This window comes from Providencia sp. (genome assembly GCF_040396775.1).
In the GTDB taxonomy this organism is placed as follows: Bacteria; Pseudomonadota; Gammaproteobacteria; order Enterobacterales; family Enterobacteriaceae; genus Providencia.
In genome coordinates, this window is record NZ_JBEBNT010000014.1 from 72,948 (window position 1) to 87,230 (window position 14,283).

The 14,283-nt window shown below is 42.3% G+C and carries 15 protein-coding genes; 13 read left to right on the forward strand and 2 right to left on the reverse strand.

The window, feature by feature from the left end; all coding sequences use genetic code 11:
• Nucleotides 1-239 precede the first annotated feature (239 nt).
• The 9 genes from rsfS (at nt 240) to lipA (ending at nt 8,754) form a co-directional block, all read left to right on the forward strand.
• Nucleotides 240-566, forward strand: a complete 327-nt coding sequence (gene rsfS / locus ABWP91_RS14655; RefSeq protein ID WP_353243853.1) for a ribosome silencing factor — start codon at nt 240-242, stop codon at nt 564-566.
• Between the two features lie 2 nt (nt 567-568).
• Complete coding sequence (gene rlmH / locus ABWP91_RS14660; RefSeq protein WP_353243854.1) at nt 569-1,039, forward strand: 23S rRNA (pseudouridine(1915)-N(3))-methyltransferase RlmH; 471 nt, start codon at nt 569-571, stop codon at nt 1,037-1,039.
• Between the two features lie 32 nt (nt 1,040-1,071).
• Nucleotides 1,072-2,961 (forward strand): peptidoglycan DD-transpeptidase MrdA, encoded by a 1,890-nt coding sequence (gene mrdA / locus ABWP91_RS14665; protein WP_353243855.1) that lies wholly within the window; start codon nt 1,072-1,074, stop codon nt 2,959-2,961.
• Nucleotides 2,962-3,000: 39 nt separating this feature from the next.
• Nucleotides 3,001-4,113, forward strand: a complete 1,113-nt coding sequence (gene mrdB / locus ABWP91_RS14670) for a peptidoglycan glycosyltransferase MrdB (protein ID WP_353243856.1) — start codon at nt 3,001-3,003, stop codon at nt 4,111-4,113.
• A 13-nt stretch (nt 4,114-4,126) separates the two neighbouring features.
• A complete protein-coding gene (gene rlpA / locus ABWP91_RS14675; protein ID WP_353243857.1) occupies nt 4,127-5,104 on the forward strand; it encodes an endolytic peptidoglycan transglycosylase RlpA in 978 nt (325 codons plus the stop codon).
• Between the two features lie 167 nt (nt 5,105-5,271).
• Entirely contained in the window at nt 5,272-6,483 is a 1,212-nt protein-coding gene (dacA, locus tag ABWP91_RS14680; RefSeq protein WP_353243858.1) for a D-alanyl-D-alanine carboxypeptidase DacA, read from the forward strand.
• Nucleotides 6,484-6,619: 136 nt separating this feature from the next.
• On the forward strand, nt 6,620-6,883 hold the full coding sequence (gene ybeD / locus ABWP91_RS14685) for a DUF493 family protein YbeD (RefSeq protein ID WP_047756149.1): 264 nt from the start codon (nt 6,620-6,622) through the stop codon (nt 6,881-6,883).
• A gap of 218 nt (nt 6,884-7,101) precedes the next feature.
• On the forward strand, nt 7,102-7,665 hold the full coding sequence (lipB, locus tag ABWP91_RS14690) for a lipoyl(octanoyl) transferase LipB (protein ID WP_353243883.1): 564 nt from the start codon (nt 7,102-7,104) through the stop codon (nt 7,663-7,665).
• A 123-nt stretch (nt 7,666-7,788) separates the two neighbouring features.
• Nucleotides 7,789-8,754, forward strand: a complete 966-nt coding sequence (gene lipA, locus ABWP91_RS14695; protein ID WP_353243859.1) for a lipoyl synthase — start codon at nt 7,789-7,791, stop codon at nt 8,752-8,754.
• 159 nt (nt 8,755-8,913) lie between these two features.
• On the opposite strand, the gene cspE is transcribed toward lipA, so the two are convergent.
• Together cspE and ABWP91_RS14705 are read right to left on the reverse strand one after the other, a co-directional pair.
• Complete coding sequence (cspE, locus tag ABWP91_RS14700; protein ID WP_008915010.1) at nt 8,914-9,123, reverse strand: transcription antiterminator/RNA stability regulator CspE; 210 nt, start codon at nt 9,121-9,123, stop codon at nt 8,914-8,916.
• Nucleotides 9,124-9,361: 238 nt separating this feature from the next.
• Nucleotides 9,362-9,820 (reverse strand): methylated-DNA--[protein]-cysteine S-methyltransferase, encoded by a 459-nt coding sequence (locus ABWP91_RS14705; RefSeq protein WP_353243860.1) that lies wholly within the window; start codon nt 9,818-9,820, stop codon nt 9,362-9,364.
• A 287-nt stretch (nt 9,821-10,107) separates the two neighbouring features.
• Between ABWP91_RS14705 and nrdH the strand changes: the two genes are divergently transcribed.
• The 4 genes from nrdH to nrdF are packed head-to-tail and all read left to right on the forward strand — an operon-like array spanning nt 10,108 to nt 13,886.
• Nucleotides 10,108-10,335: a glutaredoxin-like protein NrdH gene (nrdH, locus tag ABWP91_RS14710; protein WP_353243861.1), complete on the forward strand. Its 228-nt coding sequence runs from the start codon at nt 10,108-10,110 to the stop codon at nt 10,333-10,335.
• A gap of 11 nt (nt 10,336-10,346) precedes the next feature.
• Nucleotides 10,347-10,769, forward strand: coding sequence for a class Ib ribonucleoside-diphosphate reductase assembly flavoprotein NrdI (gene nrdI / locus ABWP91_RS14715; RefSeq protein ID WP_353243862.1), 423 nt, complete (start codon nt 10,347-10,349; stop codon nt 10,767-10,769).
• On the forward strand, nt 10,769-12,901 hold the full coding sequence (nrdE, locus tag ABWP91_RS14720; RefSeq protein WP_353243863.1) for a class 1b ribonucleoside-diphosphate reductase subunit alpha: 2,133 nt from the start codon (nt 10,769-10,771) through the stop codon (nt 12,899-12,901). Before nrdI ends, nrdE begins: the two co-directional genes overlap by 1 nt.
• A gap of 13 nt (nt 12,902-12,914) precedes the next feature.
• Nucleotides 12,915-13,886 (forward strand): class 1b ribonucleoside-diphosphate reductase subunit beta, encoded by a 972-nt coding sequence (gene nrdF, locus ABWP91_RS14725; RefSeq protein ID WP_353243864.1) that lies wholly within the window; start codon nt 12,915-12,917, stop codon nt 13,884-13,886.
• Nucleotides 13,887-14,283 lie beyond the last annotated feature (397 nt).

A 14,283-nucleotide genomic window follows, 5' to 3' on the forward strand; every position in this document is an offset into this window, starting at 1 on the left:
TAGGGTAAGAATTTCTTTTGTGATTTTGTAAAGTTAACACAAACTTCTTGCCCAAATGAGCAGATATCCCTATAAATTTCACTTCAAAATGAATAAAAAAGAATTTAGCCGATTTTTCTTAAAATCTAGGGTAAAATGACTCTGCTGAAAATGAGTCTAATTCGTTTATTGGCAGCAAACTATTTGTCTATAAACTACAAACAGGATTTAACATCCAATTCTGTTTGTTTGAATAAAAGGTGAACCTTTTGCAAGGAACTGAACTCCAAAAATTTATTATCGACAGTCTTGATGATGCGAAAGCCGAAGATATCATCACTATCGATGTTCAAGGGAAATCAAGTATTACCGACCAGATGATCATCTGCACAGGGACCTCAAGCCGCCATTTGATGTCCGTTGCTGACAGGTTGATTGACGCTTGCCGTAAAAATGGTTTAATGCCGTTAGGTGTTGAAGGGCAAGGAATCTCTGATTGGATTGTTGTTGATCTTGGCGATGCCATTGTTCACATCATGCAAGATGAAAGTCGCCGTATGTATGAATTAGAAAAACTCTGGAGCTGAGGTTGAAATTACAGCTCATCGCCGTTGGAACAAAAATGCCGGACTGGGTTCAGACCGGCTTTATGGATTATCTCCACCGCTTTCCTAAAGATATGCCGTTTGAACTAACGGAAATTCCAGCAGGAAAACGGGGGAAAAATGCAGATATCAAGCGCATATTGGAAAAAGAAGGTGAGTTAATGCTTGCCGCTGTGGGAAAAGGCAATCGCATTGTCACACTGGATATTCCAGGTGACCGCTGGGATACCCCAAAACTGGCTATCCAACTTGATAAATGGAAACAAGATGGTCGCAATGTCAGTTTGTTGATTGGTGGTCCAGAAGGCCTTGCACCTGCTTGCAAAGAGGCAGCTGAGCAAAGTTGGTCCTTATCGCCACTCACGCTACCACACCCTCTCGTTCGCGTCCTTGTTGCCGAAAGTCTTTATCGGGCATGGAGTATTACGACTAACCACCCTTATCACCGGGAATAGTCAGGTTTAAATATGTTCAAAATGGCAATGGGATGAAAACACAACGCACCCCTTTTCGCGACCATACCGCTGAATCCGTCTTATTTATTCGCCGAGCGCTCATTGCCTTCGGCGTGATTGTTATTTTGACTGCCATTCTTGTCACCAATTTGCATCATCTACAAATTGTTCGTCATGAAGATTATCAGACCCGTTCAAATGATAACCGAATCAAATTAGTGCCCATTGCACCAAGCCGCGGAATTATCTATGACCGGCGTGGGACACAGCTTGCACTTAACAGCACATTTTATCAGCTTGAAATCATCCCTGAAAAAGTCGACGATTTAAAAGACACCCTGGAGAAACTACGTGATGTCGTCGATTTAACGGATGAAGACATCACCAACTTTGAAAAGGAGCGTAAACGTTCGCGCCGTTTTACCTCTATTGCATTGAAAACTCAGCTTAATGAAGTACAAGTAGCACGCTTCGCTGTTAATCAATACCGCTTTCCCGGTTTAGAAGTCAAAAGCTACCAACGCCGTTCTTATCCTTATGGCTCCGCATTAACTCACGTGATTGGCTACGTCGCAAAAATTAACGATAAAGACGTAGAGCGCTTGGATAAAGAAGGCGTATTACCAAACTATGCCGCGAGCCACGATATTGGTAAGTTAGGTATTGAGCGCTATTATGAAGATATCTTGCACGGAAAAACAGGCTATGAAGAGGTTGAGGTTAATAGCCGCGGTCGTGTGATCCGCCAGTTACATGAGCAGCCACCTCAAGCAGGGCGCGATATCTACCTGACTATCGACCTAGAACTACAAACTTACATCGAAAAACTGTTAACCACCAGCCGTGCTGCAGTTGTCGTCACCGACCCTCGCAACGGTGAGATATTGGCGCTAGTGTCAAACCCAAGTTATGACTCAAACTTATTTGTTAATGGTATTTCAAACAAAGATTACCAAGCGCTGCTAAATAACCCTGATAGACCACTGATAAATCGTACTACCCAAGGGCTCTATCCACCTGCATCGACGGTGAAACCGTTTATTTCCGTCGCAGCACTAAGCGAAAAAGTGATCACACCGAATACCACCATTTTTGACCCTGGTTGGTGGCAACTTCCGGGCTCTGAAAAACGTTATCGTGACTGGAAGCGGTGGGGACACGGCAAATTGAATGTTGTCAAATCCATTGTTGAATCAGCGGATACATTCTTCTACCAAGTCGCTTACGATATGGGGATAGACCGCCTTTCTATGTGGATGACGCGTTTCGGTTTTGGGGAATATACAGGGATTGACCTTGCTGAAGAACGTTCAGGCATCATGCCAACCCGCGAATGGAAACAAAAACGCTATAAAAAACCTTGGTACCAAGGGGATACGATCCCTGTTGGGATCGGTCAAGGTTATTGGACCGCAACACCAATACAGATGTCGAAAGCATTGATGACGTTAATCAATGATGGTCAAGTCAAAACCCCTCACCTGCTATATGGCACGAAACTGGGCAATGCAATGGTGCCTTACGAAGACAAAGAAACTAAGCAAATTGGCGATATTCACTCGGGGTATTGGGAGCTCGCTAAACACGGTATGTATGGCGTTGCAAATGCGCCGAACGGTACAGGTCGACGCAGCTTTATCGGCACGCCATATAAAGTGGCGGCAAAATCAGGAACAGCACAAGTTTTCAGTTACGAAACCTATAATGCAAGTAAGCTGGCGGAACATTTACGTGACCACAAATTAATGATTGCCTATGCACCTTATGATAAGCCAACAATTGCGGTCGCAATTATTTTAGAAAATGGCGGCGCAGGCCCAGCGGTCGGTGATATTGTTCGCCAAATACTTGACCATGTTTTGCTAGGTGATAACCGAACTGAAGTTGTAACCTCTACAACTGGGGCGGGGGAAGATCGTTAATGATTGTTTTAAGAACCTTTTTCGCGAGCAATAAAGATTATGACTGACGATAAGAGAAAAAATTCATTATCAACACGTCTACACATAGATGTGCCTATGTTATTGATCATTATTGCCTTACTTGCTTACAGTGCGTTTATCATGTGGAGCGCCAGCGGGCAAGACCCTGAAATGATGGAAAGAAAGCTTGGGCAAATCGCCACAGGCTTTATTGTCATGATTGTAATGGCACAAATTCCCCCTCGCATGTATGAAAGCTGGGCGCCTCACTTGTTTATTTTTTGTGTTATTTTACTTATTTTCGTCGATGTGTTTGGGCAAATCAGTAAAGGGGCTCAGCGGTGGTTAGATTTAGGTTTTGTGCGTTTTCAGCCTTCCGAAATCGCCAAAATAGCCGTTCCTTTAATGGTGGCGCGCTTTATGAACCGCGATTCGTGCCCACCTTCGTTTAAAAATACACTCATTGCCTTAGTGCTGATTTTTGTTCCAACACTGTTAGTTGCCGCACAGCCTGACCTTGGAACCTCTATTTTAGTTGCAACCTCTGGCTTGTTTGTTCTCTTTCTTGCAGGCATGAGCTGGCGGCTTATTGCCGTTGCAGCCATCGCACTAGCCGCCTTTATCCCGCTGTTATGGTTCTTCTTGATGCATGATTATCAAAGGGCCCGCGTGATGATGCTACTTGACCCTGAAACAGACCCATTAGGCGCAGGTTACCATATCATTCAATCTAAAATTGCCATTGGCTCCGGTGGGCTTATGGGCAAAGGTTGGTTGCATGGTACACAATCTCAACTTGAGTTTTTACCTGAAAGGCATACTGACTTTATCTTTGCTGTGCTGGCAGAAGAACTGGGTTTGGTTGGTGTTCTTATTCTCTTAGGGTTGTATATCCTGCTGATTATTCGTGGGCTGTATATTGCCGCAAGTGCACAGAATACATTTGGCCGAGTTATGGTTGGCGGCTTGATCTTGATCCTTTTTGTTTATGTATTTGTTAATATCGGCATGGTAAGTGGTATATTACCCGTTGTTGGCGTCCCCCTCCCCTTGGTGAGCTACGGGGGATCTGCCTTAATTGTATTAATGGCAGGGTTCGGTATTATCATGTCGATACATACACACCGAAAATTTCTATCCAAAAGTTTATAAAATGAGGCTTAGTATGCGTTTACAATGGATAATGCTTGGCATCACTGCCGCGCTACTCAGTGGCTGTGTGACAGACGATGTAAAGCAGGCACCGCAAGTGCCCACAAATGTGCCAACACAAGATGTATTAGGCGCAGAGCCTCATTATGAGCCATATCACCCAACGGCAAATAACGACTATTCCCGTAATGGGCAGCAATATCAAATTGTTCGCGAGCCTGCTCAGTTTTCACAAGTCGGTTATGCTTCCATTTATGGTGCAGAGTCAACGGGCAATATGACCGCAATTGGTGAGCGCGTAAATCCAGTAGAATTAACCGCTGCGCACCCAACATTACCTATTCCAAGCTATGTTCGCATCACGAATATGATGAATGGCCGTATGATGGTCGTTCGTGTTAATGACCGTGGTCCCTATGTTCCGGGTAAAAGCATTGCCGTTTCCCGTGCAACCGCAGATCGCTTAAATTTGATGCCGACGACAAAAATTAAAATTGATGCAATTGCGGTCGCACAAGATGGCAGTTTATCGGGCGCAGGTACTGTCGGCTCAAACTTTATTAAACAAAGCTATGCCCTCCCAGGGCGTCCACAACTAGGCTCTGGCCCAATGGGCACGCCAGTAATGGAAAACTTGCCGACGCCAGAAAATACACTGCCTGTTCAACAGCCTAAAGAACCTATGCAGCCAACCATGCCTGACATGAGCCTACAAACACCAACGCCTGCACCTGCGCCTCAAGCCGCGAGTGAAGAAACGGTACCTGAACGCGGTTTTTTAGTTCAAGCGGGAGCAATTAGTAACCAAACCAACGCACAATCGATGCTAAATGAGTTAAAAACCCAGTTTAATGTGCCAGGTCGTCTTCAACCTTACAATGGAATTTACCGCGTACAATTAGGGCCATTTAGTACAAGACAACAAGCTGTCGAGGTTCAAGGGCGTTTACAGTCCGAACGGAACCAAGCGTCGATGGTTGTCGCACCTTAAGACTTCAAATACGTGAAGTGGTGTGAAATAACCCCACTTCGGGTATGAAAAAGATAAAATGCAATAAAATGATTGGCGCAATGTAAAAGGGGCTTTTTTGTTCTCTCCCTCTTTTGCTACACTGCGCCTCCTTGTGTTAACCGAATTTCGGATGTAATGGTAAAACCATGAATAATGTCACTCCATCACGCATCGTGCGTCATACTGTGCTGGGTTCCGCACTGCTGCTTTTGACTGCCAATATTGCAACTGCTAACGAAGCTTTTCCAAATACCGCTATTCCTGCAGCACCAGCTATTGATGCTGAGGCTTACATTCTGATTGATTATAATTCAGGGAAAGTTCTCGCTGAAAGTAATGCAGATCAGCGCCGTGATCCCGCTAGTTTAACCAAAATGATGACAAGCTATGTGATTGGCCAAGCGATTAAATCAGGTAAAATCGGTGCTGAAGATATGGTCACTGTGGGTGAAGATGCATGGGCAACGGGAAACCCAGTGTTTAAAGGCTCTTCGTTGATGTTTTTAAAACCGGGTGATCGCGTGAGTGTTTCTCAATTGACTCGCGGTATTAATCTGCAATCTGGTAACGATGCTTGTGTGGCGATGGCGGATCATATCGCGGGAGATCAAACAAATTTTGTTCAGCTAATGAATGGCTATGTGAACAAACTGGGCTTGAAAAACACCCATTTTCAAACCGTTCATGGCTTAGATGCCGATGGGCAATATAGTTCAGCACGTGATATGGCACTGATTGGCCAAGCGCTGGTACGTGATGTCCCTGAAGAATATGCCATCTACAAAGAAAAAGAATTCACCTTCAACAATATCCGTCAGACAAACCGTAATGGTCTGCTATGGGATAAGAGCCTCGCAGTTGATGGAATCAAAACCGGTCACACCAATGCTGCGGGTTACAACCTTGTTGCCTCTGCGACTGAAGGTGACATGCGTTTAATTTCTGTTGTGATGGGCGGTAAAAGTAGTAAAGGCCGTGATGCAGAAAGCAAAAAATTATTAACTTACGGCTTCCGCTTCTATGAAACAGTCAAACCTTTACAAGCGGGTGTTGATTTTGCCAGTGCACCAGTCTGGTTTGGTGATGAAAGTGAGGTCAAACTCGGTGTTGTAGAAGACCTCTACCTGACTATCCCACGCGGCCGTTTAAAAGACTTAAAAGCCAGCTATGAATTATCCACGACTGAGTTGCAAGCCCCATTAACGAAAGGCCAGCAAGTGGGTACGATTAGCTTCCAATTAGATGGTAAAACAATCGAGCAACACCCACTAGCGGTACTGAAAGACGTTGAAGAAGGTGGCTTTTTCAGTCGTTTAATCGACTACATTAAGCTGCTATTCCACCGCTGGTTTGGCTAGCCCTTGAAACGAAAATAAGTCGTCCCCATATAGTAAGCATCAGTATGTTTGTTGGATGAAGACAACTCATTGGCTGGTTTGATACCAGCCAATCTTTTTCAACCAGCGACACAATTTTAAAAAATTAGGAGTGCCCATGAAAACGAAATTAGGTGAACTGCTTGAGTTCCCATGTCCATTAACTTACAAAGTAATGGGCTTGGCACAGCCTGAACTGGTTGATCAAGTGATTGAAGTGGTACAACGCCACGCACCAGGTGATTATGCCCCTGATGTCAAACCAAGCAGCAAAGGTAATTATCACTCAGTGTCGATTACCATTAATGCCACCCATATTGAACAAGTTGAAACCTTGTATAGCGAATTAGGTGCATTAGAATTAGTGAAAGTTGTTCTTTAATGAACGCTTAACTGACAAGCCGAATAGCCTCACCGCTGTTCGGCTTTTTTGTTTTATGCGTTAGATTAATAACAAATTAATAACAAAGTGAACTGGTGATATGCTTTTTGCGGAGTTATACTGCCTTCATTTAAACCGTTGGACACAAAATTTTGTCAGACAGAAGCATCATCATTCGCCAACTTGGCCATGCACCTTATCAAACGGTTTCTGATGCCATGCACCAATTCACTGAGTGTCGCACCGCTGAAACCCTTGATGAAATCTGGCTTGTTGAGCACCCGCGTGTTTTCACTCAAGGGCAAGCAGGAAAAGCTGAACATGTTTTAGCGCCCGGAGATATCCCTGTTATTCAAAGTGATAGAGGCGGGCAAGTCACCTATCATGGTCCTGGCCAGCAAGTCATGTATGTCATGCTTGATTTAAAACGCAACAAAATTGGCGTTCGTGAGCTAGTGACCGCGCTGGAAAACACAGTGGTAAACACCCTCGCCCATTTCAATATTGAAGCCTACCCGCGCCCTGATGCTCCCGGTGTTTATGTTAACGGAAACAAAATTTGCTCTCTAGGGCTGCGCATTCGCCAAGGATGTTCATTCCACGGATTAGCATTAAATATTGATATGGATCTTGAGCCATTTAACCGTATAAACCCTTGTGGTTACAGTGAATTAAAAATGACTCAAGTCTGTGACCTCGCCCCCAAAGTGTCATTATCTGATGTTCAGCCTGTGCTAATTAGCCAATTCTGTGACACACTGGGATTTCATATTGTTCAATAATAATGCTATAATTTTTTAACATTTTTAAAAAATATTTTAATGGGTGAGTTACGGCGCTCCCGACATTTTATTTAGAATTAGAACTTATCCATCAGCATAAAAGATAACTGGAACCGTCATATTATGAGTAAACCAATTCAGATAGAACGCGGAATTAAATATCGTGACGCCGACAAAATGGCGCTGATCCCTGTCAAAAATGTGGTGACTGAACGCGAAGAAATTCTACGCAAACCTGACTGGATGAAAATTCGGCTTCCCGCTGACTCAACGCGCATTCAAGGCATTAAAGCAGCAATGCGTAAAAATGGTCTTCACTCCGTATGCGAAGAAGCCTCTTGCCCAAACCTATCTGAATGCTTTAACCATGGTACGGCAACCTTTATGATCTTAGGTGCTATTTGTACCCGACGCTGCCCATTCTGTGACGTTGCCCACGGTCGCCCTAACGCACCAGATGCCAACGAACCCCTAAAATTAGCGCAAACGATCAAAGACATGGCACTACGTTATGTGGTGATCACTTCCGTCGACCGTGACGATCTACGCGATGGTGGTGCTCAACACTTCGCAGATTGTATCAGTGCGATCCGCGAAAAAAGCCCATCAATTAAAATTGAAACTTTAGTGCCTGATTTCCGTGGTCGTATGGATCGCGCATTAGAGATCTTAACAGCGACACCACCGGATGTGTTTAACCATAACCTTGAAAACGTACCGCGTGTTTATCGCCAAGTTCGCCCAGGTGCAAACTATGAGTGGTCGCTGAAATTACTCGAAAAATTTAAAGAAGCGCATCCTAATATCCCAACAAAATCAGGTTTGATGGTCGGTCTTGGTGAAACCAATGCTGAAATCATTGAAGTGATGCGCGATTTACGTCGCCACGGCGTGACCATGCTAACCCTTGGTCAATACCTACAGCCAAGCCGCCATCATTTACCGGTAAAACGCTATGTAAGCCCTGCTGAGTTCGATGAGATGAAAGAGGAAGCTATGGCGATGGGCTTCACCCACGCAGCGTGTGGGCCTTTTGTACGCTCTTCTTACCATGCTGACTTGCAAGCCAAAGGCGAAGAAGTGAAATAAAGCCTAATTTTATTCACTTAGTAAGCTAGGGACCTGATTTGGGCAACTGAGTCAGGTTTTTTATTGCCAATGATTCCTTGGTTTTTTCCATAAAAAAACTCGCTCCAGTTAACTAGAGCGAGTTTACAGCTGTTCGTTTCTGATTGTTAATTGTTTAAATTACAGAGAGACAACGTTAACAGCAGATGGGCCTTTAGCACCTTCAGTGATTTCAAATTCAACTTTCTGGCCTTCAGCTAGGGTTTTGAAACCGTCGCTTGTAATCGCAGAAAAGTGAACAAATACGTCTTTGCTGCCATCTTCTGGAGTGATAAAACCAAAACCTTTAGATTCGTTGAACCACTTAACGTTACCTTTAACTTTAGACATCAAATTATTACCTTTAAAATAAAATAGACACACCATCTGTATCGAGTCCAGTACACCAGATCTCTGAGTTACTTGTCTACAACCTAGATCACGAAAATAGACTAAAATGATAAAAATATATTATTCATTGGTCATTTTTACTCTAAATTCGACAATTATTCTTACCAATAGCAATTAATGCAATCAATCGTATCATCTATAGCCAATTATTCAGCTGTTACTTCTCATGCAGTAGCTGTTACTTCTCATGCAGTAACAACCAATCCTTAATATCTAAGCCCCCCGTGTATCCCACCAGCTTACCATCGTGACCCAATACGCGGTGGCAAGGTACGATTAAAGAAATGGGATTACGTGAGTTTGCCATTCCCACTGCACGGCAATAATTGGCAGATCCTAACTTCAATGCTAAGTCCTTATAACTCCAACGTTCCCCATAAGGGATCCCGCATAGGTGTTTCCACACTTTCTTTTGAAACTCAGTGCCATGGGGGTTTAATGCCACAGTAAACGTTTTTCTTTTGTGGTTAAAATATTCTTTTAGTTCTTTAGCACACAGCTTGGAATGCTCGTTTTTACTCTCTTTCTCTGTTTTCTCTTCAACAAAATAGAGGCTCGTGATCCCTTCATCATCCGCCGTAATATGGACCCACGGCTTAGGAAATTTATCCGGTGTCGCTAAATATTGATGGTACATAGTATCTCCTTAAAAGGATTCATTTACCTGATTGTATATACAGTTATAGAGTAAATTATTTCTACATTGCAATGCTATTTTTTCTTAGTGTGGCAAACGGAATCATCAAATGCCCCATTTTTTTATTTTCAATATAAATAACAACCTAGCAGATAATTAGAATAATTATCATTCAATATTTACTAATCACTATATATTGTGTGGTTGATAAATATCATATCTATATATAGTCTTTAGGTATCAATTACCACACAACGATGCCCCTAGAAATTCAAAAGGTGAATATTATGAATAAGATTACCATTTATAGTAAGCCCAACTGCGTTCAATGTAATGCCACCTATCAAGCCTTAGACCGCAAGCAAATTTCATATCAAATAATTGACTTAACAGAAGACAGCCAAGCCCTTGAACTGGTTAAAAAATTAGGCTACCAGCAAGTCCCTGTTGTCATTGCGGGTGACAAGCATTGGTCTGGCTTTCGCCCCGATATGATAAGCCTTCTTGCCGCATAGGAAATCCCATAATGACGGAATCACTCATCTATTTTTCAAGTCGCTCAGGCAATTGCCATCGGTTTGTTGAAAAATTAGGCTTGCCTGCAACACGCCTCCCAATAGGGCAACAAGAAATGAGCCCGATTGCTATAAAACCTTATGTCCTGCTACTTCCAACTTACGGCGGCGGTGGAACAAAAGGCGCAGTGCCAAAAGAAGTGATTCAGTTTTTAAATATCGCGGAAAACCGTTTATTCATTCGCGGTGTTATTGCTGCGGGGAATACCAACTTTGGCGATGCTTACGCTATTGCGGGGGATATCGTCGCACAAAAATGCCGTGTGCCTTACCTCTATCGCTTTGAACTCTTGGGTACTGCAAAAGATGTTCAGTCGGTTAAAGATGGCCTACAAACGTTCTGGCAACGTGCCCACAACGAGAGCTTTTCATAATGGATACAATACAAAATAATACTGAAGTTGATTACCATGCCCTGAATGCCATGCTGAATTTATATGACAGCAAAGGTCATATTCAGTTTGATAAAGATAAAGAAGCAGCGCACCATTATTTTCGCCAGCATGTGAATCAAAACACTGTATTTTTCCATGATTTAAAAGAAAAACTGGATTTTCTTGTTCAAGAAAATTACTACGAAAACGACGTATTACAGCAATACAGTTTTGAATTCATAAAAGCGCTATTTCAGCAAGCCTATGCCCATAAATTTCGCTTCCAAACCTTTCTTGGTGCATTCAAATACTACACCAGCTACACGCTAAAAACCTTTGATGGCAAACGCTATTTAGAGCGCTATGAGGATCGCGTTTGCATGGTGGCGCTAACACTCGCACAAGGTTCAGAACCCCTCGCCAAGTTGTATGTTGATGAAATCATTACAGGGCGCTTCCAACCCGCTACACCGACATTTCTCAATTGCGGAAAAAAACAGCGCGGCGAATTAATTTCCTGTTTTCTATTGCGCATTGAAGACAATATGGAGTCCATTGGGCGCTCTGTCAATTCAGCACTCCAGTTATCCAAACGGGGGGGCGGAGTCGCGTTTATGATGACCAACTTACGTGAACAGGGCGCCCCCATAAAATTGATTGAAAACCAATCATCAGGTGTCGTTCCTGTGATGAAAATGCTGGAAGATGCCTTTTCTTATGCTAATCAGTTGGGTGCTCGCCAAGGCGCTGGAGCCGTGTATTTACATGCTCATCACCCTGATATTATGCGTTTTCTCGATACAAAACGGGAAAATGCAGATGAAAAAATACGCATAAAAACCTTATCCCTTGGCGTAGTGATCCCAGACATTACCTTCCAGTTAGCGAAAAATAACGAAGATATGTACTTGTTTTCCCCCTATGACGTTCAGCGTGTTTATGGTGTTCCCATGTCTGAAATTAGCGTCTCTGAGAAATACGCAGAAATGGTGGATAACAAGGCGATTAAAAAATACAAAATTAATGCGCGGGAATTTTTCCAAACTTTAGCTGAAATTCAATTTGAATCAGGCTATCCATATATTTTATTTGAAGACACCGCCAATAGAGCCAACCCAATCGCAGGGCGAATTAATATGAGCAACCTGTGCTCAGAAATTCTGCAAGTTAACCGCCCTAGCCTATATGAAGAGGATTTAAGCTACCAAGAAATTGGTAAAGATATTAGCTGCAATTTAGGGTCAATGAACATTGCTAAAACGATGGATTCACCAAACTTTGCACAATCCATTGAAGCCGCTGTCAGGGCACTCAGCGCCGTGTCCGATATGAGCGATATTCGCTCAGTGCCCTCAATTGCACATGGAAACCGTCAATCCCATGCCATTGGTCTTGGGCAAATGAATTTACATGGCTATTTAGCCCGCGAACATATTCATTATGGCAGCGAAGAGGCGCTTGATTTCACCAATATCTATTTTTATGTCGTCACTTATTACGCCCTTAAAACCTCGAATCAATTAGCCATTGAACGTAAGACCGCTTTTGTTGGCTTTGAGCACTCAACTTATGGGTCAGGTGACTATTTTGATAAATATATCAACGATATTTGGTTACCAAAAACACAAACCGTGCAGGAATTATTCCGACGTTCGGGCATCGAAATTCCTACTCGGGAAGACTGGCAGGCCTTAAAACAGTCTGTGATCACCTATGGTATTTACAATCAAAACTTGCAAGCCATTCCACCAACGGGGTCCATTTCCTATATCAATAATTCCACATCAAGCATTCACCCTATTGTTTCTCGTATCGAGATCCGTAAAGAAGGAAAGATTGGTCGAGTCTATTATCCCGCTCCATTTATGGATAACGAAAATCTTGAGTATTACCAAGATGCTTATCAAATCGGCCCTGAAAAAATTATTGATACCTATGCCGTAGCCACCCAACATGTCGATCAAGGATTATCGTTAACGTTATTTTTCAAAGATGATGCCACCACTCGAGATATTAACCGAGCGCAAATTTACGCTTGGAAAAAAGGCATAAAAACGTTGTACTACATACGATTACGTCAAACTGCGTTAGAAGGTACTGAAGTTGACGGCTGCGTATCTTGCACTTTGTGATAGGAATAAGATTATGACCACCAATACATCCGCAGCCCCTGTGAAGGCGATTAATTGGAACCGCATTCAAGATGATAAAGACCTTGAGGTTTGGAATCGCCTCACGTCTAACTTTTGGTTACCCGAAAAAGTGCCTTTATCCAACGATATTCCATCGTGGAATACCCTCACTGAAGCAGAAAAAAAGCTGACTATACGTGTCTTTACTGGGCTAACACTGCTCGACACTATCCAAAACACGGTGGGCGCTCCCTGCTTAATGCCTGACGCACAAACGCCCCATGAAGAAGCCGTTTTATCTAATGTGAGCTTTATGGAAGCGGTACATGCACGCTCATATAGTTCTATTTTCTCTACCTTATGTTCCACCAGCGATGTCGATGAGGCATTTCGTTGGAGTGAAGAAAATAATGCGTTACAGAATAAAGCTAAAATTATTCTTTCTTATTATTGCGATTCACATCCCTTAAAGAAAAAAGTGGCGAGTGTCTTTTTGGAATCTTTCTTATTCTATTCAGGATTCTATTTACCAATGTATTGGTCGAGCCGAGGCAAACTCACAAATACCGCCGACTTAATTCGATTAATTATTCGTGATGAGGCTATCCATGGTTATTACATTGGCTATAAATTCCAAAGGTCACTCTTGAATTATGATGAAAAAACGCAATTAGAAATAAAGGAATTTACTTTTTCATTGTTATTCGATTTATATGAAAATGAAGTGAAATATACCCAAGAGTTATATGACTCAGTTGGCTGGACAGAAGATGTCAAAAAGTTTTTACATTATAATGCCAATAAAGCCTTAATGAATTTAGGTTATGAGGCCTTATTCCCTGATACAGTCACTGATGTAAGCGCGGCAATACTCTCGGCATTATCTCCTGATGCGAATGAAAATCATGATTTTTTCTCAGGCTCAGGTTCCTCTTATATTATTGGCAAAGCAGTCAGTACAGAGGATGATGACTGGAACTTTTAATCAATTGATTAATTTATTTCACATTTAGCTTAAGATGTTAATGATTACTATACCCTGATGAATAATAAAGATTTTATTTTTCAGGGTATTTTTCAGGCTAAAAAACACTCAAATCAGTTCGTTTTTTATAGGGATATCTGTTCAATTATTCATTTTTAATGAATCAATCTGGCAATGATTTTCATTTTTCCATTTTCAAGATTAAAAATACATTAACTAAATTAATATTTAAAGCATTTTACCTTATTTATTTTTATTCATAATTTATTGCATTATTGTTGCCAACAATTTGTCCCCATTAATCTACTCATCTTCATTTCTCTATTTTCAATTATGACAAAATAAACACAGCCTCACCAGTTAGTTAGCTAATTTAAATATTTTCCATTTCCTTACT